Genomic DNA, 23,977 nt, shown 5'->3' with positions numbered 1-23,977 from the left:
GGATGGCGTCTCACTCCCCCTCCGCTCTGTCACCCCCTTGCGTGGACGAGAACGGACCGCTCGGCCGCATCGTCGTCGGACTCGACCCGAACGGGAAACTCGTGATCGTTCGCGATGACGGGCGTTTCGTACCCCGTCGAGAGGACCGTCCGCTCGCCGGCATCGAGCGACACCGAACGGCGTTCGACCAGTTCCGCGCTGGTACCGACGAGGAGTTCGAGGTCCTGCGTGCCGGCCGCCCCACCGGTGTTCTCGACCGTCACGCTCACCTCGAGGAACTCGCCGGAGTCGATCGGCGCGTTCGTCTCGATCGGACCGATTTCGAACGTCGAATCGCCGCCGTTATCGCTCTCATCGCCGCTACTATCGTCGCCGCCGTCGGGCTCGATCTCGCTGAGACACTCGTTTGCGCGCGGGTTCTCGTGCGTAGCAGACACCCGCTGGTAGTCCGCTTTCCGCGTCGTCAGCGACGAGAGGACGGTACCGGTACTGCCGTAGTCCGGCACCTCGACGGTGATCTCGTCGGCCCCTGCACGCACGTTCGATCCGTCCGCGATCTCGAAGACGACCGTGCCCGAGAACGGGGCGGCGACGTCCTCGCCGAAGGTGACGCCGTCCTCGAGGATGGTGTCGCCGAAGAGGCCATCGTCGGCGTAGAACCCCGTACTCGCGTAGGCGACGTCGCCGGCTTCGAACGTCCCGGTAACCGTCGCTCGAGAACAGGACTCGAACGTCACGTTTCGCGCCGTCTCGCCGTTCGAATCGTCACTCTCGTTCTCCGTCTCGTCGTCCGCATTCTCGTCTCCCGCGTCCGTCTCGCCGTCCGAACTATCGTTCTCTGCGCCGCCGTCGTCTGCCGAACCATCGGTCCCTCCCCCGGTACCGTTCGCCTCCGAGTCGGTCCCGGAATCCGGCCGGTCGGAGCCGTCGTTCGTTCCGTTTCCGCCGTCCGTTTCGTTGCCGTTCACGTTGAGACAGCCCGTGAGTCCAACTCCGAGTCCCGCGGAGGCGATGAGTGTTCGGCGGTCCATATCTGGGCCACTCCGTCCCGCACCATAAAGTGTAGGAAATATGTTATGTTTGATTACAGTCACCGATCCGGACGTGACTGGTCGGATCGACTGTGAGTCAGCTCGAGGCGAAAACCGTGGCCGAGTGGTCAGACAACTAGTTGAAACGGTTCCCCGACGCGACTGCGACCGTCCCGCGTGTGCGCCGAAACCGACTGACAGCAGTCCGTTTCAGTCCGAGGACTCCTCGGCCTCCGGGACGGTCGCGCTGATGGTCACGCTCGATATCCTGGTCCCCTCCACGTCGTCGACGGTCACCTCGTAGCCGTCGGCCTCGATCGCGTCGCCGACCTCGGGCGAGCGGCCGAGACGGCTCAGGACCAGTCCGCCGATGGTGTCGAACGCGTCGCTTTCGAACGTCGTCCCGAGGGTGTCGTTCACCGCCCCTAGCGGAACGCCGCCGTCCATCTCGTAGCGGCCGTCGGCGAGTTCCTCGATCGAGGGCTCCATCGATGCCACGTCGAACTCGTCTTGAATCTCGCCGACGACCTCCTCGATGACGTCTTCGATCGTTAGGATCCCCTCGAATGCGCCCCACTCGTCGATGACGACGGCCATCTGGACGTTCTCCCGGCGGAAATCGGTCAGTATCGCGTCGATTCGGCGGGTTTCGGGGACGATGAGGACCTCTCGAGCGAGGTCGCGAGCGGTCGGCTCGTCGACCGATTCCTCGTCGGACTTCCCACTGGTTCCGCCCGCGGCCTCGATCGCTTTGAGGACGTCTTTCGCGTGGACGAAGCCGATGACCGGTTCGTCGGTCGTTTCGTCGACGACGGGGAACCGGGTGTAGGTCCCGCTCGCGGCGACGCTCCGGAGTTCCGAGAGGGGCATCCCGGCGCGAACTGTGACGACGTCCGGCCGGGGGACCATCACTTCGCGGGCGATCGTGTCGCCCAGATCGAAGACGGCCTCGATCATCTCGACCTCGTCCGTGTCGACGGCTCCCTGGTCGCCCGACTGCGAGACGATGCGCATGATCTCCTTCGGCGTGTGGCTCTCGTCGCGCTCGGAGGCCGGTGCGACGCCGATGAGTCGCGTAAAGAAGTTCGCCGTCCCGTTGAACACGATGATTCCCGGGATGAAGATGTAGTAGAAGAATTTCATCGGCGCGGCGACGAGCAGTGCGATCCGCTCGGCGTCCGCGATGGCGAGGGTCTTCGGGGCCAGCTCACCGAAGACGACGTGCAGGAACGTGATGATACTGAACCCGATCGCGATGGAAACCAGGTGAAGCGTGCCGGCGGGAAGCACCGGCCCCAGTACGGGCTCGAGCAGCGAGGCGATGGCCGGTTCGCCGACCCACCCCAGTCCCAGCGAGGCGATCGTGATCCCCAACTGGGTGGTCGCGAGGTAGTCGTCCAGGTTCTCCTCGGCCTCCTGGACGAGCTTCGCCGACGACCGGCCCTCGTCGACGAGGGTCTGAATCTGCGTCGGCCGGATCCGGACGTACGCGAACTCCGCGGCGACGAAAAAGCCGTTCAGAAAGACCAGGAAGAGAGCGAAGAGGAGCCGCCCGAACGAGAACGCGAGATCCACTTCTACCATCGGTTCCACCCCGGCGACTGCGAGCGACGCCGTGCCGTCACCGTCGCGTCGGGTCCGCTCTGTGCTCGAGTACGGCGTAAATGAACTCCCACCGTCGACCCGATGGGACGGCGACCATCGCTCGGCGGCGAGGACGAGACCGCAGTCCCGCCGCCGGTAAGTACGACCATACGGTCAGTTGGCACACGAGTTACAAAACCGTGGCGCTGGCGATCGGCGAGAGCGCGCGCACGAGAGCGTGATCGAGGTGGTTTCGGGAATCGATCGACCGTTCCGCCGCCGGCCAGCAACCGGAGCTACTCGCCGGTCGGGTCCCGGAGCCGATAACTGCCCGGAACTCGAAAGCGACCCATGAACGTCGCGATCGTCACCGTCGGCGACGAAATTCTCGCTGGGTCGACCACCAACACCAACGCGTCGTGGCTGGCAGAGCGGATCACCGAGCGCGGCAGCTCCGTGACGCGAATCCTGACGATCCCCGACGACCGGGAGCTCATCGCCGACTACGTCGCCCGGTGGAGCGACGAGTTCGGCGCCGTGATCGTTACCGGCGGTATCGGCGGCACGCCCGACGACGTGACCGTCGAAGCCGTCGCCGACGGCTTAGAGCGGGAGTTCGTCGTCCACGGCGAGATCCGAGAGCGATTAGTCGAGAAAGCGGCCGCGTTCCGCGACGAGAACCCCGAGATGGTCGAGGAGTACGACCTCCAGCTCGATATCGACGCCGCGGCTTCGATCCCCGAGGGCGCGACGCCGATCGTCGTCGACGAGGGGTGGGCTCCCGGCTGTATCGTCGAGAACGTCTACGTCTTCGCCGGCATTCCCGACGAGATGAAAGCCATGTTCGAGGCGGTCGCCGGCGAATTTCAGGGCGATGCCGTCGCTCGAACGCTGTACACGCCGGCACCCGAGGGATCACTCCACGAGGTCCTCGAGGGAGTCAGCGACAGGTTCGACGTCGCGGTCGGGAGCTATCCGCGAAGCGAGAACCGGCCCGGCCGGATCCGCGTCTCGAGTACCGATCTCGAGACGGTCGAGGCGGCGATCGGGTGGCTGCGGGAGCACGTCGAGACGACCGACCCCCCGTCCTCGAGCGAAGGGGCGGCGGAGTAGCCGCCTCGAGCGACGTCTCGGATTTCACGTTCTTCTCTCACTCCGACCGCCGATCCTCGGCGATCCGAACGAAAACCGTCGCGAATCCGGCGAGGGCGAGGACGAACCGTTCGCCGGTCGCTGCGACGGGGAAGATCCGCTCGACTCCCGCCGACGGCTCGTCGCGGGTCGGATCGAAGCCGGTCCTGTAGTGGGTGTTCTCGGTCGTCCCGCGGGCCGTCGACTCGGCGACGCCGCCGGGATCGAGTTCGACGAACGTCTGGACGAGTCCGCGCTGATCGGTCACGAGCAGCGATCCGGACAGATCGTAGAACCGGTCGTGAAGCGGCCAGAAGAGATTGACGCCGTTGAAGAACGCGTCGAACAGGATGTGAGCGAACAGCAACGCGGCGAGCGTGGTCCACGCGACGCGGTGACCGTACTCCCCCCACCGTTCTCGGACGACCGATTTCTCGCGGATCGTGCTGTCCCACAGCAACAGGGCGGCGGGAACGAGCACGATCCAGACGTTGTGCAACGCGGCGCGGTGCGTTCCGGGGACGACGACGCCGATCAGCGTATCCAGATCGAGCAGCGCAGCACACCCCATCACGATCAGAATCGCTCGAGTGTCGAACTCGTCGCCGAGCAAGGCGACACCGAGCAGCCCCGCGAACGCGACGTGGACGACGGTCGATGGCATACTCCGCCGACTCGAACCGCGAGGACTTGGCTGTTGGGGGCTCGAGACGAGACGCTGTCGACCGGCCGTACTGGCCTCGGTCGTCAACTCCGCTGCGCGAGCGATCGACCCGTCTCCGGTAGCTACTTGGATCGACCGCCCGACCGTCGCGTATGAGCGGACGCGGACCGAAACGGGAACTCGCGGAGAAAATCGCCGGGGAGATCACGCTGAGCGAGGATCCCGGGGCCACGCTCCGGAAGTGGCGCACCGACTTCAGCGTCTCACAGACCGATCTCGCGGCCGAACTCGACGTCTCGTCGTCGGTCATCTCCGACTACGAGAGCGGCCGCCGGGAGAGTCCCGGCATCGGCGTCGTCGGCCGACTCGTCGAGGGATTGCTCGAGATCGACGAGCAACGCGGCGGCGAGCGCATCAGACAGTACGGTCGAGTCCTCTCGGCGGGCTTCGACAGCGATATCGTCTACGACCTCCGGGAGTACGCCACCTCGCTTCCCCTCACGCGACTGTACGACGACCTCGAGGCGACCGAAGTAGCCTCGAGCGGCACCGATCAGGTCAGCGGCCACACGGTCATCGACAGCATCGAGGCCATCACTCGCCTCTCGAGCGAGGAGTTCTTCCGGCTCTACGGCCAGAGCACGAGCCGCGTACTCGTGTTCACCAACGTCACGCGCGGGGAGGGCGTCGGCATCGCCCTCCGGATGATCAACCCGACGCCGAACGCCGTGATCCTCCACGGACTCGAGGAGGAGGACCTCTGGGACCACGCGCGGGAACTCGCGCGAATCGACGGCTACTCGCTGGCCGTCACGTCGGCACCGCTCGACGACGTGCTCGAGCACCTCGTGACGCTCGAGTAGTCCAGATATTCTGTCGTGTGAGGGACTGCTCAATCGAGAGTTTCGGGGGGCGTCATCCGGATTCTCGACAGATGGCCTAGTCGCTGAAACGGGTCTACTATCGCAACCGCGTTCAGGCGATCTGGGCCTCGTATTCGTCCGCGTCGAGGAGGCCCGCGAGTTCGTCGAGGTCGTCGGCCTCGATCTCGAGCATCCAGCCCTCGCCGAAGGGGTCCTCGTTGACGAGTTCGGGGGCGTCGAACAGGTCGTCGTTGATCGCGACGACCTCGCCGCCGACGGGCGCGTAGAGGTCGGAGACCGCCTTGATCGATTCGACGACGCCGAACTCGCCCCCCTGCTCGAGCTCGTCGCCCTCGTCCGGGAGTTCGACGAAGACCACGTCGCCGAGTTCGTCCTGTGCGAAGTCGGAGATGCCCACGCGGACGACGCCGTCGGTCTCGAGTGCCCACTCGTGCGATTCCAGGTACCGTCTATCGTCGGGAACGTCGAAGCTCATTATACTGTGTCGATGAAGGGTGTGGTTTCAACTCTTGCTTTCTTGGACTGCCCGCGGACGACCACCTGCAGCGTCGTCCCCGGTTCGGCGTATTCGACCGGCACGTAGCCGAGGCCGATCGGTCGCTCGAGGGTCGGGCTCATCGTCCCGCTGGTGACGGTGCCGATGACCCGGCTCTCCGTCGTGGTGATGTCGTAGCCGTGTCGGGGGACGCCGCGATCGATCAACTGGAAGCCGACGAGTCGCTCCTCGACGCCCGCCGCCTCGATCTCCGCTAAGGCATCCCGCCCGACGAACTCGGTCTCGAGGGCGACGGTAAAGCCGATGCCGGCCTCGTACGGCGTCCGCGGGTTGGTGTCCGGGTCGAAATCCTGGCCGGCGAGGAGCAAGCCGGCTTCGATACGGAGCGTGTCGCGCGCGCCGAGCCCGCAGGGCTGGCACTCCAGGCTCGTCCAGATCTCCTCGGCCGCCGCCCAGGGGACGATCAACTCGAACCCGTCCTCGCCGGTGTACCCCGTCCGGGCGGTCCAGCAGTCGATCCCGTCGATCGTCGCGTACCGGGCTTCGAACCGCTCGAGGTCGCTCACCGACTCCTCGGCGACGCTTTCGACCAGGTCGACGGCGTTCGGGCCCTGCACGGCGAACATCGCGTACTCGTCGGTCCGGTTGTCGACGGTCGCCTCGAGGTCCCACTCGTTGCGGTAGCTGAGCCACCGTTCGTGGGTCGTCTCGTCGGTGCCGGCGTTGGGGACGAACAGGTACGTCGCCCGCCCGTCTTCATCGGGGAGCCGATAGACGACGGTGTCGTCGACGATGATCCCGTCCTCGTCGGTGATCGCGGCGTACTGGGAGTCGCCGACCGCGAGCCGGGAGACGTCGTTCGACGTCAGGCGTTGCATCAACGCCGTCGCGTCCGGGCCGGTGACGTGAATCTGGCCCATGTGCGAGACGTCGAAGATCCCCACGTCCTCCCGGACGGCGGCGTGCTCGGTTCGAATCGAATCGAACTCGACCGGCATATCCCAGCCGCCAAACTCCGTGAACTTCGCTCCGCGCTCGTCGTGTAACCCACGTAACGGCGGCGTCTGAAGCGGCATACTCGAGATATCTGCCGCGGAGTAGTAATGTCTTTTCGTCGGTCGGACCCACTGGGGATCCCCGTTATCGTAGCACTGACAGTTACTGCACAGTTGATCGCACGACAGCCGCGTGTTCTTCGCGAAAGTAACCGGTTGTCGTTACAACAGCACGGACTATCGTCTCCGGTTGCCGAAGGTATATGCCTAAAACTAACCTAGATGCCGTCGAATGAGTTCTCCGAAACTCGAGCCACGGGCCGACTGGAATCAATTGTACATCGACGGCGAGTGGCGTGACGCCACCGGCAGTGAGACGATTCCGGTGGAGAACCCGGCGAAACAGGAAGTCTTTACGGAAGTACCGGCGGGAACCGAAGCCGACGTCGACGCCGCATACGAGGCGGCCGAGGCCGCCCAATCCGACTGGGCGGCGACTCCTCGGGAGGAGCGCAACGAGATCGTCCAGAACCTGCTGGACGAACTCAACTCGCACTTCGAGGAGATCGCCGGCCTGCTCGCGACGGAGGCCGGAACGCCGGGCTACCGCGCGATGGGCGAGTTCGCGACCGCGACCGGCGACGTGGAGATGGCGCTGGAGCTCGAGCCGCCCGAAGAGGAGGTTCGGCCGTCCTCGTCGATCGAGGACAAGGACAATCACATCGTCCACGAGCCGGTCGGCGTCGTCGGTATCATCTCGCCGTGGAACTTCCCGCTGCACCTCTCGCTTCGGGCCCTCGCACCCGCGATCGCGCTGGGTAACACCGTCGTCCTGAAGCCGGCGACGGACACCCCGATCACCGGCGGGCTGCTCATCGCGAAGCTCTGCGAGGCGGCCGGCGTCCCCGACGGCGTCGTCAACGTCGTCACCGGCCGCGGCTCGGCGATCGGCGATCGGATGACCGGCCACCCGACGCCGCGCGTCATCTCCTTTACCGGCTCGACGGCCGTCGGCAAGGGCGTCGCCGAAAACGCCGGCGAGAGCCTCGCGTTGCCCGCCCTCGAGCTGGGGGGCAACGCGCCCTTCGTCGTCACCGACGAGGCCGACCTCGAGCGAGCCGCCCGCGCCGGCGCGTTCGGTTCCTTCTTCCATCAGGGACAGGTCTGCATCTCGATCAACCGCCACCTCGTCCACGAGTCGCTGTACGACGAGTACGTCGACTTGCTCGTCGACCACGCCGAGTCGCTCGTGATCGGCGACCCCTCCGAGAACGAGGACGTGACGTTCGGCCCGGTCCAGAACGAGACTCAGCGCGACGAGCTGGTCGAGTTCATCGACGGGACGCTCGAGGCCGGTGCCACCCTCGAGACCGGCGGCGAGGCCGACGGCCTGTTCGTCGAGCCGACCGTCCTCTCGGACTGTACGAACGACATGCCGACGGCCTGTAACGAGCACTTCGGTCCCGTCGCGCCCGTGATCCCCTTCTCTGACGACGAGGAGGCGATCGAACTGGCCAACGACACCGAGTACGGCCTCTCGGCGTCGGTCTTCTGCGAGGACGGGGATCGCGCCCGCGACCTCGCCGACCGCATCGAAGCCGGCATGGTCCACATCAACGACCAGCCGATCAACGAGGACCACAACGCTCCCTTCGGCGGGGTCAAGCAATCGGGGCTCGGCCGGTACCACGGCGAGTGGATCCTCCGGGAACTCACGGAGCCGAAGTGGATCTCGGTCCAGGGCGAGGAACGGGATTACTTCGTCTTCGAGTGATCGACCGGCAGCGAGGGCGAACGAAGTGAGCTACCGATGAACCGCGGGCCGCTGTCGTGCGGGCGCTGTCTTCCCCGCCCGACTCGCTCGGCTTCGCCTCGCTCCTCGAGAACGGGGGCTTAGCGCCCGCTCTTTTCGCTGAACCGAGGAAGCGAATCGGTGGGGTAGATGTGGCCCTCATCGGTGACGCGATAGCAGGGTGCTCCGTCCGTCTCCTTTTCCGCCGGATGCTCCGTTTGAAGACCCACACGGCGTTTCGTCACATCTATCTCACGGCCGCGGAAAGCACGGGTATGTTCGACCGCGTTCGCGCCCGACTCGCCCGTTCCGGCGACCGACAGCCCTCCACCGAACCGTCGGTGGGCCTCTTCGTCGACGGGCCGAACGTCTTCCGCGACGAGTTCGACGTCGACCTCGACGACCTGCGCGACGCGGCCCGCGAACTCGGCCGCGTCGGCGTCATCCGACTCTACCTCGACGAACACGCGACCCCCGGCCTCATTCAGGCCGCCGAAGCCCGCGGCTTCGAAGTGATCGTCACCAGCGGCGACGTCGACGTCAAACTCGCCGTCGACGCGACCGCGCTCGCGGGCGACGGCACCATCGACCGACTCGCCATCGCCTCGAGAGATACCGACTTCAAACCCGTCCTCGAGTACGCGGGTACCGTCGGCGTGGAGACGATCGCGATCGCGCCCGGGACGCACGGCCGCTCCGACGCGCTTCGGAACGCGGCCGACGAAGCGGTCACGCTCGAGCCGTGACGGCGAGGGGTTGGAGAAATCAGCCGCTGTAGGAGCTCTCACCGACGATCTCGAGGAGTTCGCCGCGGCCCGTAGCCGTCGTCTCGTCGAATTCGGTCACGCGGACCCGCACCTGTTTCTCGACCGTCTCCGGCCCGGCGCCGTCGATCACCAGTTCCGTGTCGCCGATGTACGCCCGGCCGCTGGTCCCGTTCGTCTCCGCGACGAAGATGTCGATCTCGGACCCGATATCGAGCGTCGGCCGGTTCGCACGGAACTGCCAGCCTTTGAGGTACTTCTCGAAGAAATTCATACGCGCGCCACCTCCTCGCTCTCGCGATCGATGACGTACTCGCGGCCGAACCCGGTCAACGCCGCGATGACGAACACCGCGACGAGCAGCCAGCCCTGGAAGACGAACGGGACGACGTCGATCGGCGTGACGAGCATCGACTGCTCGAACCAGCCGTACTCGTCGGGGAGGTTCTGCATCGCGCTGTAGCCGGCGAGCACGCCGCCAGACCACGGGAAGATGTAGCCCAGGGCGGCGGTCTGGCCGTCCAAGATGTTCGCGCGCCGGTAGCCGTTCAGGTTGAATCGCTCCCCGATCTTCGAGATGTAGGGCCCGATCGCCACCTCGGCCGCGGTGTTGATGGTGATGATCGCGTTGATCAGCGCCGCGGAGCCGACCATCGTGAGTTCGGCGTTGCGGACGTTCGTCGCGAGGTTCTCGATCGACCACTCGAGCAACACCTCGAACGCGCCGCCGCGGATCATGATCTGAGCCGCGCCGATGATCAGCAAGACCAGGATCGACAGTTCGAGGAAGCCGGCCACGCCGTTCATCAGGCTCCCGCCGACGCCGACCGCGTCGGGGTCCTCGACGACCGTGAGGATCGGCAAGCCTGACAACGGCTCTGCCAGCGGCGCGTCCGGCGGCGCGTTGAACATGACGATGCCGCCGAGGCCCTCGAGACCGAAAACGAGGTTGAACGCGACCGCGATGACGATCCCCCACGAGATGGCTTCGACGATGTGGCGGCCGGCGATCGCCGCGACGATCACGGCCAGCATCGAGACGACGTGAATCAGGCCGATCGCCTCGCTTCCCTCGAGGAAGATCTCCTGGGCTTCGGCTCCGATCTCGAGGCCGTCCATCGCCCCGCCGGCGACGACGTAGCCGAGGAAGGCGACGATCGCAGCGATGATGACGTACTTGAATCTCGAGGCGACGACGCCGCCGATGTCGGCGTCCTGCGTGACCGCGCTGACGATCGTCGTGTCGCTAACAGGCGCGAGGTTGTCGCCGAAGATCGCGCCCGAGAGGATCGCGCCGAACAACAGGACGGGATTCGCACCGAGCAAGACGCCGGCGGGGAAGAACAGCCCGACGAAGGCGACGGTCGCGCCGTATCCCGTCCCGATCCCCGTCGTGAAGACGGCGGCGAGAACGAACGTGATCGCGGGGAACAGGGCGGCACCGACGCCGGCGGTGTCGGCCAGCCAGACGAGGCCGCCGACGAAGCCGCCGTCCTGTAACAACTGGGCGAACATGCCGGCCCAGATCCACGCCACGATCGCCGTCACCGCGACGGGCTGGGTCATCCCCTCGAAGATCGTGTTGGCGTAGTGCTTCCAGTCACCCCGGGCGAAGAACATCCCGACGATGAGTCCGACCAGGATGCCCACGATGAGCCCGCCCGTGTCCCCGATCCGCCAGAGCGCGGTCTGGACGATGGCCCAGACGATGAAAAACGCGATCGGGAACGCGCTCATCCCGCGGCCGCCGTAGAACTCGACTCTCGGCCCGCTCTCTTGATCCGGCTGTGTGAACTGATCCGCCGGGCCGTCACCGGCCGGCCCGTCCCCAGTGTCGCTCATACGTGATCACGCATATTGATACATTGCGGCACTAATTACAGCCGCCATAATAACTATTATCAACAGGTGCGACCACCGACGCTCATCGTCCGATACCTCCCACGGGTGGATAGCCGACGCATGGCCGGTCCCGATCGACATCTCTCCGGCGATCGAGCCACGTCCGTCGGCCGCCCTGCCCGGAAATCAGTGACTTTTCGAGCGCGGGGCTCCAGTATCGGGTATGATCGACGAGACGCCGGTGCTGGACGACCACCTCCACCTCGATCCGGACAGTCACCGAGGCATCGACGCCGTCCGCGACTTCGCCCGCGTCGGCGGCACCCACCTGCTGGTGGTGAACAAACCCTCCTGGCATCTCGGCGTCGAGGCCGAGACCGGCGAGGACTTCCGCGAGGTCTTCGAGCGCACCGTCGAAATCGTCGACGAGGCCTCGAGCGAACTCGCGGGCCGAGCGTGGCCCGTCCTCGGCGTCCACCCAGGTCTCGTTTCGCGGCTGGTCGACGACCGCGGGTTCACGCCCGAGGACGCCCGGGACCTCATGCAGGCCGGAATCGATGTCGCGGCCGAGTACGTCGAGTCGGGCGAGGCGCTAGCGCTGAAATCCGGCCGGCCACACTACGAGGTCGACGACGACGTCTGGGACGCCTCGAACGCGGTCATGCGCCGCGCGTTCGACCACGGGGCCGACCTCGAGTGCGCCGTCCAGCTCCACACCGAGGCCAGCGAGGACCTGACGGCCGTCGCGGAGTGGGCCGAAGACGCCGGCATGCCCGCCCACCGCGTCGTGAAACACTACGCGGGCGGCCGCCTCGAAGGGCCGACGCCGAGCGTGATGTGCGAGAAGGATCGCCTCGAGACCGCAGCCGAGCGCGGCGAGCCGTTCCTGATGGAGACCGACTACATCGACGATCCGGACCGGCCGGGTGCCGTCCTCGGGCCCAAGACGGTCCCGCGGCGGGTTCGGTGGCTGCTCGAGAACGGGCACGATACCGCGGTTCGCATCGCCCACGTCGAGACGCCGACGCGAGTCTACGGGATCGACACGGAAGCGACGCTCGAGCGACCGGAGTAATCGCTGATTACAGTTTGACCGTTCGAGGAACCAACGGCGGGAGGATCCGTTCGCGGGTCAGCTGACCGGCTGTAGGCGGGTATTTCGCACTCTTTCGGTCCTGCTAAACAGTCACTCGCTGTGGCTAGTGTAGAGAAAGGCATTTCAAGCGGCCGGTGTAGGTGTCTGTATGAGCAATCCCCCGACCGAGTTCTACTCGGAGGAACGTTGGCAGAACTGGATCGGTCGAATCAAAGACGAAGACATCGATCCAGAGGACGAATCGTCGGCGCGGCTCCTGCTCAACCTGCAGGACGACACGGCGATCGCGATCGCGAAGATCGTCGCCGCCTACGACGACGACGAACTCGATCAGGAGGATGCGCTCGGAGAGATCGCGGACGTTCGTGAGATCGTCCTCAGTGAGGTGAATATCGAGGACGAGGAGAAGCTGATCCTCGTCGACGGCGTCCAGACGAGTCTGGTTTGCGTCTTCTTCGCGGCCGAGGAGTACGTCGCCAACGGACCCGCCGACGAGGGCAGTGTCGGCGACTATCTCGGCGCTGCGGCCGACGCGGAGGCCGAAGAAGACCTCGACGCCGCACTCGGTTACGCGGCCCAGGCCGGGACGCTCATCATCGACGGCAACGAACTCGACATGACCGTCGCCGAGGACCTCGAGTACGGACTGGTCACGGAGTGGATCAACGGCCTCGACAGCCTCCAGAGCGCGATGAGCGATCCGGAAGTCGTCGAAGAAGACGAGTAACGAGTATACGCGGCGACTCGAGCGGCAGATTTGTTCCGGGCGACGGGTTCGCCGTTCCGTAGCCACCAGACGTTTACGTTATCATGACTATCCTCGGCTATGTCATTGCGGAGAGACGAGCGTGCAGTGACCGTCCAGATAGGGGCGGTGCTGATGCTTGCTATTATTTTCGCCGCGCTCGCGCTCTATCAGGTCAACACGGTCCCTGCGGAAAACAGTGCACTCGAGTACGAGCATAACCAGCAGGTCCACGGCGAACTACAGGAACTGCGAAACATGGTTCGGAACGCAGGAATGCTGAACACGTCGCAGTCGGCATCCGTCACGCTTGGAACGCAGTATCCGACTCGCACCTTCTCGATGAACCCACCTGCGCCGACTGGGAGCCTCGAGACCGTCACTCCGTCGTCGACAGTTCGTATCAATCCCAAAAACGGGGAAAACTCCGAGTTCGAAACGCGGTTTCTCGCGTACGAACCCGACTACAACGAATACAGCGATGCCCCGCGCACTGTCATCGAGCACTCGTTGCTGTACAACCAACATGATGGGGCAAACGTCTCGATCGGGTCCCAACAGTTGGTTCAAAACGAACGGATCACGCTCATATTGCTCGACGGCAATCTATCGGAGACACAGTCTGGCGTAACATCAGTTTCTCTCGAGCCCCTCGATGAGCCACGGACGAAAACGCTAGAGGATGGGTCAGAACTTATGATTCCGACTGAACGGAAAGCGATCTGGGAAAGCGAACTCGAGAACAACGCGGGGGTTACCGTTCAGAAGACGATGGCCGACGACGAAGTAAAACTCGTACTCCAGCGGGAGTATACCCTCGAGATCGCCCGCGTTGGTGTCGGTCAGGGGGCAACGAGTAGCGATGATTTCGATATCGGGTCTGAGAAGGAAGCATCGTCCGGACAGCAAAATGGAACGAGATTCAATCTGGAATGGAGGGCTGCAACAGTGGCTGGAAACGATGTCCCTGTCTCCGGTGGTGAGACAACTGTAAAAGGAGCACCGTCCAACACGGTGACGATGACTGCCGGTGTCGAGGAGTACGCCGATCTACAGGGCGGACGGGCTGACTTTTCCTTTTCGGATCCAGACGGCGTTATCGACGATGCGTCGTTCGATCCTGATCCAACGTTCAAAAATGGGAACGTGACTGTCGACCTGACGATAGATGCTGAGGCAACAGACGGCGACGAAGCAAAGGTATTCGTCTCAAGCGGTGGCGGGCTGGCAGTGGCAACCATTTCCGTCGACGCTCCCGACGTAAATCTCGAAGCCTCCAACCCGGTATCGACCGGTAGTGACAACAGCAGAGTCGAATTCGAACTCAAAAACGACGGCGATGAGACGATAACGTTGGACGAAATATCCCTCGATGATGTCAGGCCTGCGAATCCGACCCGCGTTAATGACGCTAGCGGGGGTCGCGAAATCCTGTTCACGGCAGATGGCGGCGTGATCGGAGAAGTCGATACCGCAAACACCGATACCGACGGTATTCAGGTTGGCAAAGATTCTTCCAACCCATTCGCCCATACGAAACCGTTCGAACCCGGTCAAACTGCAATTGGAGAAATTGGGCCGTTTAGACCCGATGGTTGGTACGCAGTCACTGATATGAGTGGCCAGACTCTGGACATGACGATTAGTTATGAGACCGAATCGGGCGCTATAGGACAGGAACAGATAACTCTCGAGATAGATTCGCCATCTATCGATGAAATAACGGTCAGCGCCGCGGGAACCGGTAACGACCGGTTCGATATCACTACAGGTGTTTCTGATCCAAACAACGATTTGTCTCGAGTCGAGTTTGAAATGAGAGATACGGCGAACACTCTCGTCGATAGCCACACTGACGATAGTATCGACGGTGGTACAGGTACCGTCAGTACTAGATTACAAGCAACTGGTAATAATAGAGATTCTGAGTATACGATCATCACCACCGTGTTTGATACCGCTGGAAACAGCGAATCGGTGACTCGCACGATAACCCCAAATTAATTATATTATACGTGTCTGTGTGATAGAAGGACGAATAGTAGCATACTATTACGTCAATCGTCGAAACACCGAACGACAATACCTTGTACCATCACCTGTATTGACGAGACATGACTGCAGTCGGCATCGACGCCGTCGAGATCTGGACCGGGAACCTCAAACTGGACCTTCCCGGCACGTTCGCCCCGGAGAAGGGCGAAGCCCCGGAAAAGTACACCAAAGGGCTCGGGCTCAACGCGAGTTCGTTCCCCGATAGCTACGAGGACATCGTCACGATGGGGGCGAACGCCGCCCACCGACTGATGGAACGGAAAGGACTCGAGCCGGCCGATATCGGTCGAATCGACGTGGCGACCGAGAGCGCCTTCGACAACTCGAAGCCGGTTTCGACGTACGTCGCTGGCTGCCTCGAGCAGGTGTACGACGACGACTTCCATCACGCGAACAAAGGCGAGCGGAAGTTCGCCTGTATCGCGGGGACCCAGAGCCTGGACGACGCCTACAACTGGATCCGCGCGGGCCGCAATCGCGGCCGCTCGGCGCTGGTCATCGCGACTGACACCGCACTCTACGCGCGCGGTGACGACGGCGAGGCGACCCAGGGGGCCGGAGCCGTCGCGATGCTCATCAGCGAGGATCCGAACCTCGTCGAACTCTCCGCCGAGCAGGGCTACGGCTCGGCCGACGAGACGGACTTCCTCAAGCCCAACCAACAGTTCCCGTCCGTCGACGGCAAACGATCCGTGCAGGTCTACCTCGCGCGGATGCGCGAGGCCCTCGAGGACTACGAGAGCGTCGCGGGCGAGGTCCACGAGGAAGACTTCGTCTACGCGCCGTTCCACACGCCGTTCCCGGGGATGGTCCGGAAAGCGGCGTTGCTCGCGTTCCGCCACATTACCCGGAATACGGACATCGAGGACGAACTGGCCGAGGAAATCGGCCGACAACCCCGACCAGAGGCGTTCGACTCCGACGAGGAGTACCGCGACGCGCTCCGGGAGTACATGGATCTCCTGAAGGACACCGACCGCTACGCGGAGTGGTACGACACGACGATCGATCCGACCCTGACCATCGCGCGCGAGGTCGGCAACTGGTACACGGGTTCCGTCCACGTCGCCCGCGCGAGCGCCCTCAAACACGCTCGCGAGCAGGGCCGGGAGATGACCGGCGAAAAGATGCTCATCGGCTCTTACGGCAGCGGCGCACAGGCGGAGATCCACTCCGAGACGATCCGAGAGGGGTGGGCCGCGGAGATAGATGCCCTGAACGTCGACGAACAGCTCGCCGATCGCTACGAGATGTCGTGGGATGACTACGAGGAGATCCACGACGCCCACAACCACGAGATGGACGTCGACGTCGAGGAGTTCACGACGCCCACCGAGGAGTTCGTCTTCGACGGCTGGGGCCGCATGGGCGAGCGGAAGTACCGATACGTGGAGTAGCGAACGTACCTTTTTCCGCCTCGGGATTCCTCATGGTTCGAGAGAGCGATGCTCTCTCGTCGCAAACCGCTCGCTACGCTCGCGGATGCTGCGGTGGTAACGCCTTCGCCCGAACTACGCATTCGCTATGAAGCGTGAGGAGCGTCTGTGAGTTGTTCCGGAGTTCTCGGAAACCAAACTGTTAGCGAATCATATCAGTGGACTAATTTATAGGGGTATTGCATACCCGCACATGCCAGACAGTCCCGATCCTCCGGACTGGATCGTCGAGCGACCCGGCCTGACCGCGCTCGCGCTGCTCAGTGGTCTCCTCGCACTGTTCGTTCTCCTCCCGTATCTTCAATACGTCCTGTTCGGCATCGTTCTCGCGTACATTCTACTGCCCGTCCAGCGGCGACTCGAGGAGTATATCAGACCGACGTTCGCGGCGATCACGGTGGTGATCGCCACGCTACTCGTCGTGTTGATCCCGCTCGTCTACGTCATCTCGGTCGCGGTTCGACAGTCGCTCAGGGTCGTCGAGTCTATCAGACAGGGAGAGATCGACGTCGAAACGATCGAGGGAATGCTCGAGACGAACGGGTACGCAGTCGATCTCGTGGACCTCTACGAGTCGAATCAGGGGCGAATCGCGACGGGCATTCAGGAGATCACGTCGGGTGCGATCGGTCTCGTCGGTAGTTTACCGAGTATGTTCATCGGTCTGACAGTCACGCTGTTCGTCCTCTTCGCCCTCTTGCGGGACGGGGACCGACTCGTCGCGTGGTTCCAGTGGGTGTTACCGATCGACGACGAGGTTACGGACGAACTTCGCACGGGACTTGATCAGCTCATGTGGGCTTCCGTCGTCGGAAACGTCGCCGTCGCGGCCATTCAGGCGGTGCTGCTCGGTGTCGGGCTGGCGATCGCCGGCGTCCCCGCCGTCGTCTTCCTCACCGTCGCGACGTTCGTTCTGACGCTGCTTCCGCTCGTCGGCGCGTTCGGGATCTGGATCCCGGCAGCGGCCTACCTGGTCGCGATGGGGCGGCCGACCGCCGGCGCGGCGATGGCCATCTACGGACTGCTCGTCACGTTCTCGGATTCCTACCTGCGTCCCGCACTGATCGGCCATACCAGCGCCTTCAACTCCGCTACCGTCGTCGTGGGGATCTTCGGCGGCCTCATCGCATTCGGCGCCGTCGGGCTGTTCATCGGGCCGGTCGTCCTCGGCGGCGCGAAACTCACCATCGATTGCTTCGCTCGAGCGCGTACCGAGCAGCCGATCGCCGGCGCCGTCACTGAAGGCGACGGAAGAGACGCTGGTCCCACGGAGTCGGCCGGTGAACCGGATTCCGTAACCGAGTCGGACGAGGGCGGCGACATCGAGCCAGCGGCCGATCCCGACGACTCGCGTTCCGACTCGTAACGAAGCGCCGACGCCGTTACTCGTTTTTCCACTCGCCGGGTTTTACGCCGTGAATCTCCCCTTTCGCCTCCCGTCCCCCGGGCCACAGCCCGAGTACGATCACGCTCGCGAAGAAGAGGCCGAGGACTGCCGCCACGATCGCACCGTGGACCCCCGGTAGTTCGGCGGCTTCCGTCCACTGTTGCTCCGGGGTGAACATCGTGACTTTGAACGCCCAGCCGACCCCTGCGACCGCGAACAGGAGCCCGTACACGCGCCGAATGCGCCGAGAGAGGGCCTCCCGAGTCGACACCTTGAACGTCGGGTGCCGAAGATCGTCGCTCAACTCCTCGCGCCAGGCCGGATGTTCGACGCCGACGGGCTCGAAGGCGTTCGCGAACACGTTCTCCTGGATGAACCGGACGCGGGCGCGCCAGTGGTCGTAAAACCGGTAGCGGCGGACCTCGTAGAACAGGAAAATCGAGAGGACGAACATCCCGATCAGGAGCAGGAAGGCGGGCATATTCCGACTCGAGAAGACGATCGAGAGCAACGCGGCGAGGAGCGTGATCGCCCAGTCGGTCGTCCGATCGATCCGGTCCTGGGCGCTGTTGGCCTGACTGACTTCCCCGCGATAGAAGTGGGGGAGCACGCCGAGCAGCGAGTCGGTGTCGCCCGCGGCCGCCGCCCCGATCTCTTGATCGCTGCGATCGAGCGGACCGTCTCGAGCGTCCCGTTCCTTTCCGCCGTCTCCCTCGAGTTCCCCGTCTCGAGTCTCGCTCTCGTCCGCACGTGTCTCGTCGCCTGCGTCGACCATGCCACCCTCCGACACCGGCGTCGCGTATAGTGGTCCGTGTAGCGCCTGCAGGGTTGAGAGCGGGCGTCGTGGGTCGACGGTCGCGGAGGCGGCGACGACCGGCCCGCCAGTCCGAAACGAGTGCGTTCATAACCCCGTGCCCGCTAGAGACGCGTATCGTGTCTCGGATCGAACGACGCAATCGACGCGGGTGGGGGCGGACCGGAGCGATCGATCGGGACCACCGCTAATCATGCACGGATCACACGCCACGGGGAGTCCGTACGCTCCCCACACGAACGAGGACCGCGCGGCGATGCTCGAGGCGGTCGGTGCGGGAAGCGTCGAAGACCTCTTCGACATTCCGGCTGACGTCGCGTTCGAGGACCGCTTCGGCATCGACGCGCGAACGGAACGGGAAACGCGACGGCTGGTTCGGTCTATTCTGGGTCGCAACGACGACGTGACCGAACTGCTCGGACGCGGCCACTACGGCTACTACGTTCCGTCGTTGGTCGACCACCTCGCGGACCGCTCCGAGTTTCTCACGTCGTACACGCAGTACCAGCCCGAGATCTCCCAGGGGTTCCTGCAGGCCCTGTTCGAGTACCAGTCGCTGCTGGTCGAACTGACCGGCCTCGCAATCGCGAACTGCTCGATCTACGACGCGGCGACGGCGCTGGGCGAGGCCGCGACGCTGGCCGACCGCGTCCGCGATACGACCGGCCACCGCGTGCTCGTCCCCGAGTTACTGCGCGAGGAACGGCGGAGCACGCTCGAGAACTACGTGGCCGGTACCGATCTCGCCGTCGAGGAGTATCCGATCGACGACGGAAACGTCGACCTCGCGGGACTCGAGGCGACCGTCGACGAGGAGGTCGTGATGATCTACGCCGAGAGCCCGACCGTGCGCGGGACGATCGAGGAGCACCTCGGGGCGGTCGGCGACCTCGCCGACGAGAACGACGCGCTCTACGCGCTCGGCTCGGACCCGATCGCGCTGTCCCTGCTCGAGCGGCCCGTCGACGTCGGTGCCGACGTCGTCGTCGGCGACGCGAGCGTGCTCGGCCTCCCGACGAGCTACGGAATGGGACTCGGTCTCTTCGCGACGCGCGAGGAGTACCTGCGACAGGTTCCCGGCAGACTGGTCGGGGTCAGCGAGGACGCGACCGACCGGCGTGCGTTCACGCTCACCCTCCAGACCCGCGAACAGCACATCCGCCGGGAACGCGCGACGAGCAATATCTGTACGAACCAGGCTTGGGTCGCGCTCCGGACCGCGATACACGCCGCCGTCCTCGGGCCGACCGGGATGGTCGACCTCGCGAAACGCGACGTCACCCGAGCTCGGGACCTCGCGGCGCGCCTCGACGACATCGTCGGCGTCAAAGCGCCGGTCCACGACCGCCACCACGTCCGGGAGTTCGTCGCCCGCGTCGACCAGCCTGCACAGGCCGTCGCCGAGGACCTCGAGCGACTCGGCTTCGCGGTTCACGTCCTCGGTGACCACGAGATTCAGGTCTGTATCGCCGGCGTTTCCGACGACCGGATCGATCGATTCGTCGAGGCCCTCGAGGAGGTGGCACGATGAGCGGAGACCAATTCGACGGAGACGGACCGGACGCCGCACAGTCGCGCTACGACCAGGCCCGGTACGTCGAGAACGGCGAGTACGAACCGTTGCTCTCGGAGAAGGACCTGACGTGCGTCGAGATCGGTGGACGAGACGCGGACGGCGGCGACGCTGGATCCGACGACGGTGACAGTTCGCCGCTCTCCGACGACCTCACGCGGGACTCGCTCGAGCTGCCAGAGCTCTCCGAACCCGAACTGGCGCGCCACTACACGCGGCTCTCGCAGATGATCTACGGGATCGATAGCGGACCCTACCCGCTGGGGTCGTGTACGATGAAGTACAACCCGAAGTTCACCGAGGACGTGGCGGCGCTGCCGTCGGCGGCCGTCCACCCCGATCGGTCCGAAGCGTCCGTTCAGGGGACGCTCGAACTCCTCTCCCGGCTGCAGGACTACCTCGGCCGGATCGGCGGGATGGACGCGGTGACGCTCCAGCCGCCCGCCGGCGCGGCCGGCGAGTTCGTCGGGATCCGCGTCGCAGCGGCGTACCACGAACACAACGACGAGGGCCACCGGGACGAAGTAATCATCCCGGAGAGCGCCCACGGGACCAACTTCGCAAGCGCCGCGCTCGGCGGCTACGACGTCGTTTCCCTGCCCAGCGACGACGAGGGACGGGTCGATCTGGAGGCGCTCGAGGCCGCCCTCTCGGAGCGCACCGCGGCGCTCATGCTGACCAACCCGAACACTCTCGGGCTGTTCGAGCGCGACATCACCGAAATCGCGTCGATGGTCCACGACGTCGGCGGCCTGCTCTACTACGACGGGGCGAACCTGAACGCCCTGCTCGGCCGCGCTCGGCCGGGCGACATGGGCTTCGACGTGATGCACTACAACGTCCACAAGACGTTCGCGACGCCCCACGGCGGCGGCGGGCCGGGTGCCGGTCCGGTCGGCGTCGTCGAGGAACTCGCCCCGTTTCTGCCCGCGCCGCGCGTCCGCGAGCGTGATGAGAGTTCAAAAGGGGGCGATCCGGTCTACGAACGGTTCGATCCCGAACACACGATCGGCAAGGTCCACGGGTTCGACGGCAACTGGCTGGTGCTCCTCAAGGCGTTCGCCTACATCGCTCGTCTCGGCGACGAGGGACTCGCGGACGCGAGCGCCTCCGCGGTGCTCAACGCGAACTATCTCGCAGAGCAAATCGAGTACGATATTCCCTACGGCCCGTTCCACCACGAGTTCGTCGCCAGCGCCGGCGAACAGGACGCCGCCGACGTCGCAAAGCGGATGCTCGATTACGGCGTTCACCCGCCGACGACCAAGTGGCCCGAGATTGTCCCCGAGGCCCTGATGACCGAACCGACCGAAATCGAGAGCAAGGACACCCTCGACCGACTCGCCGCCGCGTTCAACGCGGTCGCCGGCGAGGACGATGCGACGCTCGAGGCCGCGCCGGAACGCACTACTGCCCGTCGGATCGACCAGACGAGCGCCGCGCGGAATCCGCGGCTGTCGTGGCAGGCGCTTTCGGACGACTCGTAAGCGATCGATCGGGTCGCGGTCCTCGTTCGGTCACCGTGCGGGTATTCGATCGAATCCCCGCCCCATTTGTGGCAGCCGGTCACGGGACTCGCTAGTGTTTCTACGACGGCAGAACCATCTGCAAAAGTTTCGAACGAAAACGCGGGTCGAGACGATCGGTTTAGAATCGAGTCTATGCCGTGCTCGAGTCCACGGCGGTGCCGTTGTCGCCGATCCGGACGAAGCCGTAGTCGCAGTCGGGGCAGTGCCACTTGACTTTCGTCCCGAGGTGGAGCGTCGTGCTGGCGGCGCGGTAGAACGTCTTTTCGCCCCCGCAATCGGGACACTCGTGGACGAGTTCCAGAGCCATACGTGATGGTAGTGAGCGAAGCGAGTTTAACGTACTGATTTCCGCAGTCCCCGTCCCTCCGGAGCGAACGCGAACCGCGGCGCGTCGAGTGACAGGGAAGTTAAGTGCGATCCCGCCGTCGATCCGACCATGTCGATCTACACCGGTCGCGGCGACGACGGGCAGACGGATCTTCGGGACATGACTCGCGTCTCGAAGTCCAGCGCCCGCATCGAGGCCTACGGAACCGTCGACGAACTCAACGCTCTGCTCGGCACGATCCGACCGACCGGCCACGACGATATCGACGATCGGCTGGCGGCGATCCAGAACCACCTCCACGTCGTCCAGGCGGACTTCGCGAATCCCGATCCGGACGAGGACGACCCCGCGATCCGTCCCGATCACGTCGAGATCGTCGAGGACTGGATCGACGAGTACGACGACGAACTCGAGCCCTTGACCTCGTTCATCCTTCCGACCGGCAGCGACCACGGGGCGGCGCTTCACCACGCTCGCACGGTCTGTCGACGCGCGGAGCGGCGGGCGGTCGCACTCGCCGGCGAGGAGGAGATCAACGAGGACGCGGTCCAGTACCTCAATCGGCTCTCGGACGGGCTGTTCACGTTCGCTCGCGTGGTCAACGCTCGCGACGGAGAACCGGAGGACGCGCCGGACTACTCTAGTAGCTACTGAAAATCAATGCACACCTGATCGTGCGACAACTGTACGATCAGTGTGTAAATCGTTTCAGTGGCTACTAGAGGCGCACACGGGAAGCAAATCGGCTTCGATTTCCGCGATAACTAGCCTCGAGACGGCGGCTCTGGGACTCGATATCGACGCGACTCTGTATCGTCCCATCGCGGCCCGAGTTTGGCCACGAACGGCGGGGACTATGAGCGCTCGGGTTCGGTCATCGGTGGGAGTTCGATAGCGACGAGTTCGTGTCCCGTCTCTCGTCGGTGGTCGGATCCGATTCGCGTCGCTTCCTCGCGGCCGTCTGCCGATCGTTCGTACTCACAGCCGTTGCATTCCACGATGAACCGTTTCCGCTCTCGGGAGCCAGCGGCCGTCTCGTTCGTTGCCATACTCTACCAGTCGACGACCGTCTGCTTGAACTGCCCTCCAAAACAGATTGGATTTCGCCGCCGATCGCCACGGCGCGCTGACCGGGCTCCGGTGAATACGCACCCGCTACTGACGGTCGAGACGATTTCGATCGTTCGGACGAATCACAGACCGATATTCAGCGCGCACCCCTACGTCTCGCCGGCGGTGACTAGAACGAACGATGGTCGTACGCGCCCGATATCGGGTGCAACGCTCGTTATCGTCGGAACCGAGTCGTCGAGCGAAGCCGTGCGAGACTGGGTGCTCGGACTGGAGTTCCCATACACTCCGAGCGTTCGGACGCAAGCCTTCGAACTCGAGCGGACGACCCACGGCCGTTCGAGAGCCGAATCGGATTCGCACCGCGCTCACCGGCTCGAGAGTCCCCGTCCCGACGCTGTTGTGCCGCACGCTCGAATTCTGTTGTCTACGAAAGAACTATATTCTCGTCCGGCCTCTCTATGGGAGAGAACCACATGAACAAACACTTCCACGACAGCCTGTACTACCTGCGACGAGCCGCCGAGCACGCTCGACTCGGCGCGATGGAGCAGACGGACGAGGTGACGGACCGGGTCCGATCGGCTCTCGGCCGCGAGCGCGACCCGGAACCCGGCCGCGTCGACCGCGTCCGCGAGGACGTGACCGACCTCGAGCGACGAGCCGAAACGAGGGCCTTCGGGGCGCTCGATTCCGCGCGTGACCGCGTGGGCCGCTCGAGGGCGGCTGCGGACGACCGCTGAAAGGAAGCCTTAAGTCA

The 23,977-nt window shown here is 64.5% G+C and carries 23 protein-coding genes; 13 read left to right on the top strand and 10 right to left on the bottom strand.

Annotated elements, in window-relative coordinates:
• Nucleotides 1–29 precede the first annotated feature (29 nt).
• Nucleotides 30–1,031: a hypothetical protein gene (locus tag AC0QDI_RS03430; RefSeq protein ID WP_474665245.1), complete on the bottom strand. Its 1,002-nt coding sequence runs from the start codon at nt 1,029–1,031 to the stop codon at nt 30–32.
• A gap of 210 nt (nt 1,032–1,241) precedes the next feature.
• Nucleotides 1,242–2,615 (bottom strand): hemolysin family protein, encoded by a 1,374-nt coding sequence (locus AC0QDI_RS03425; RefSeq protein WP_474665243.1) that lies wholly within the window; start codon nt 2,613–2,615, stop codon nt 1,242–1,244.
• Between the two features lie 351 nt (nt 2,616–2,966).
• Between AC0QDI_RS03425 and AC0QDI_RS03420 the strand changes: the two genes are divergently transcribed.
• A complete protein-coding gene (locus AC0QDI_RS03420; RefSeq protein ID WP_474665241.1) occupies nt 2,967–3,728 on the top strand; it encodes a competence/damage-inducible protein A in 762 nt (253 codons plus the stop codon).
• A gap of 37 nt (nt 3,729–3,765) precedes the next feature.
• Here the strand turns inward: AC0QDI_RS03420 and AC0QDI_RS03415 are convergent, their stop codons facing one another.
• Complete coding sequence (locus tag AC0QDI_RS03415; protein ID WP_474665239.1) at nt 3,766–4,410, bottom strand: metal-dependent hydrolase; 645 nt, start codon at nt 4,408–4,410, stop codon at nt 3,766–3,768.
• A 152-nt stretch (nt 4,411–4,562) separates the two neighbouring features.
• Here AC0QDI_RS03415 and AC0QDI_RS03410 point away from each other — a divergent pair, with 152 nt between their 5' ends.
• Nucleotides 4,563–5,273 (top strand): helix-turn-helix domain-containing protein, encoded by a 711-nt coding sequence (locus AC0QDI_RS03410; protein ID WP_098726969.1) that lies wholly within the window; start codon nt 4,563–4,565, stop codon nt 5,271–5,273.
• Between the two features lie 112 nt (nt 5,274–5,385).
• Here AC0QDI_RS03410 and gcvH read toward each other — a convergent pair whose 3' ends face one another.
• Together gcvH and gcvT are read right to left on the bottom strand one after the other, a co-directional pair.
• On the bottom strand, nt 5,386–5,769 hold the full coding sequence (gene gcvH / locus AC0QDI_RS03405; protein ID WP_474665237.1) for a glycine cleavage system protein GcvH: 384 nt from the start codon (nt 5,767–5,769) through the stop codon (nt 5,386–5,388).
• Nucleotides 5,769–6,866 carry a glycine cleavage system aminomethyltransferase GcvT gene (gene gcvT / locus AC0QDI_RS03400; RefSeq protein ID WP_474665235.1) on the bottom strand — a complete coding sequence of 366 codons (1,098 nt, stop codon included), beginning with the start codon at nt 6,864–6,866 and terminating at the stop codon, nt 5,769–5,771. Before gcvT ends, gcvH begins: the two co-directional genes overlap by 1 nt.
• 211 nt (nt 6,867–7,077) lie before the next feature.
• On the opposite strand from gcvT, the gene AC0QDI_RS03395 reads away from it, so the two are divergent.
• Together AC0QDI_RS03395 and AC0QDI_RS03390 are read left to right on the top strand one after the other, a co-directional pair.
• Complete coding sequence (locus AC0QDI_RS03395; protein ID WP_474665233.1) at nt 7,078–8,559, top strand: aldehyde dehydrogenase family protein; 1,482 nt, start codon at nt 7,078–7,080, stop codon at nt 8,557–8,559.
• A gap of 293 nt (nt 8,560–8,852) precedes the next feature.
• Nucleotides 8,853–9,323, top strand: coding sequence for an NYN domain-containing protein (locus AC0QDI_RS03390; RefSeq protein ID WP_474665231.1), 471 nt, complete (start codon nt 8,853–8,855; stop codon nt 9,321–9,323).
• Between the two features lie 19 nt (nt 9,324–9,342).
• On the opposite strand, the gene AC0QDI_RS03385 is transcribed toward AC0QDI_RS03390, so the two are convergent.
• Nucleotides 9,343–9,615 (bottom strand): DUF7513 family protein, encoded by a 273-nt coding sequence (locus tag AC0QDI_RS03385; protein ID WP_474665230.1) that lies wholly within the window; start codon nt 9,613–9,615, stop codon nt 9,343–9,345.
• Entirely contained in the window at nt 9,612–11,183 is a 1,572-nt protein-coding gene (locus AC0QDI_RS03380; RefSeq protein WP_474665228.1) for a Na+/H+ antiporter NhaC family protein, read from the bottom strand. The genes AC0QDI_RS03385 and AC0QDI_RS03380 overlap by 4 nt, the downstream gene beginning before the upstream one ends.
• A gap of 223 nt (nt 11,184–11,406) precedes the next feature.
• On the opposite strand from AC0QDI_RS03380, the gene AC0QDI_RS03375 reads away from it, so the two are divergent.
• The 5 genes from AC0QDI_RS03375 to AC0QDI_RS03355 all read left to right on the top strand — a co-directional run bounded on the left by AC0QDI_RS03375 (nt 11,407) and on the right by AC0QDI_RS03355 (nt 17,881).
• On the top strand, nt 11,407–12,258 hold the full coding sequence (locus AC0QDI_RS03375) for a TatD family hydrolase (protein ID WP_474665226.1): 852 nt from the start codon (nt 11,407–11,409) through the stop codon (nt 12,256–12,258).
• 169 nt (nt 12,259–12,427) lie between these two features.
• Complete coding sequence (locus tag AC0QDI_RS03370; protein ID WP_474665224.1) at nt 12,428–13,006, top strand: DUF2150 family protein; 579 nt, start codon at nt 12,428–12,430, stop codon at nt 13,004–13,006.
• 126 nt (nt 13,007–13,132) lie between these two features.
• Complete coding sequence (locus AC0QDI_RS03365) at nt 13,133–15,028, top strand: COG1361 family protein (protein WP_474665222.1); 1,896 nt, start codon at nt 13,133–13,135, stop codon at nt 15,026–15,028.
• Between the two features lie 110 nt (nt 15,029–15,138).
• Nucleotides 15,139–16,476, top strand: coding sequence for a hydroxymethylglutaryl-CoA synthase (hmgB, locus tag AC0QDI_RS03360; RefSeq protein WP_474665220.1), 1,338 nt, complete (start codon nt 15,139–15,141; stop codon nt 16,474–16,476).
• A 232-nt stretch (nt 16,477–16,708) separates the two neighbouring features.
• Nucleotides 16,709–17,881 carry an AI-2E family transporter gene (locus AC0QDI_RS03355; protein WP_474665218.1) on the top strand — a complete coding sequence of 391 codons (1,173 nt, stop codon included), beginning with the start codon at nt 16,709–16,711 and terminating at the stop codon, nt 17,879–17,881.
• A gap of 16 nt (nt 17,882–17,897) precedes the next feature.
• Here the strand turns inward: AC0QDI_RS03355 and AC0QDI_RS03350 are convergent, their stop codons facing one another.
• The gene (locus AC0QDI_RS03350) at nt 17,898–18,677 is read right to left on the bottom strand and encodes a DUF2270 domain-containing protein (protein WP_474665216.1); all 780 of its coding nucleotides are present in this window, start codon (nt 18,675–18,677) and stop codon (nt 17,898–17,900) included.
• A 232-nt stretch (nt 18,678–18,909) separates the two neighbouring features.
• On the opposite strand from AC0QDI_RS03350, the gene gcvPA reads away from it, so the two are divergent.
• Nucleotides 18,910–20,247, top strand: a complete 1,338-nt coding sequence (gene gcvPA, locus AC0QDI_RS03345) for an aminomethyl-transferring glycine dehydrogenase subunit GcvPA (RefSeq protein WP_474665214.1) — start codon at nt 18,910–18,912, stop codon at nt 20,245–20,247.
• The gene (gene gcvPB / locus AC0QDI_RS03340; protein WP_474665212.1) at nt 20,244–21,776 is read left to right on the top strand and encodes an aminomethyl-transferring glycine dehydrogenase subunit GcvPB; all 1,533 of its coding nucleotides are present in this window, start codon (nt 20,244–20,246) and stop codon (nt 21,774–21,776) included. Before gcvPA ends, gcvPB begins: the two co-directional genes overlap by 4 nt.
• A gap of 172 nt (nt 21,777–21,948) precedes the next feature.
• Here gcvPB and AC0QDI_RS03335 read toward each other — a convergent pair whose 3' ends face one another.
• Nucleotides 21,949–22,125 carry a DUF7838 family putative zinc beta-ribbon protein gene (locus tag AC0QDI_RS03335; protein WP_474665210.1) on the bottom strand — a complete coding sequence of 59 codons (177 nt, stop codon included), beginning with the start codon at nt 22,123–22,125 and terminating at the stop codon, nt 21,949–21,951.
• Nucleotides 22,126–22,254: 129 nt separating this feature from the next.
• Here AC0QDI_RS03335 and AC0QDI_RS03330 point away from each other — a divergent pair, with 129 nt between their 5' ends.
• Nucleotides 22,255–22,800 carry a cob(I)yrinic acid a,c-diamide adenosyltransferase gene (locus tag AC0QDI_RS03330; protein WP_474665208.1) on the top strand — a complete coding sequence of 182 codons (546 nt, stop codon included), beginning with the start codon at nt 22,255–22,257 and terminating at the stop codon, nt 22,798–22,800.
• Between the two features lie 200 nt (nt 22,801–23,000).
• Here the strand turns inward: AC0QDI_RS03330 and AC0QDI_RS03325 are convergent, their stop codons facing one another.
• Entirely contained in the window at nt 23,001–23,195 is a 195-nt protein-coding gene (locus tag AC0QDI_RS03325) for a hypothetical protein (RefSeq protein WP_474665206.1), read from the bottom strand.
• A gap of 498 nt (nt 23,196–23,693) precedes the next feature.
• On the opposite strand from AC0QDI_RS03325, the gene AC0QDI_RS03320 reads away from it, so the two are divergent.
• A complete protein-coding gene (locus tag AC0QDI_RS03320; protein WP_474665205.1) occupies nt 23,694–23,960 on the top strand; it encodes a DUF7553 family protein in 267 nt (88 codons plus the stop codon).
• The last annotated feature ends 17 nt before the right edge of the window (nt 23,961–23,977 follow it).

The sequence above is a fragment of the Natrinema sp. LJW11 genome, assembly GCF_056135975.1.
Note: the sequence above shows the minus strand (reverse complement) of the source record. Positions and strands in the feature narration are given on the sequence as shown.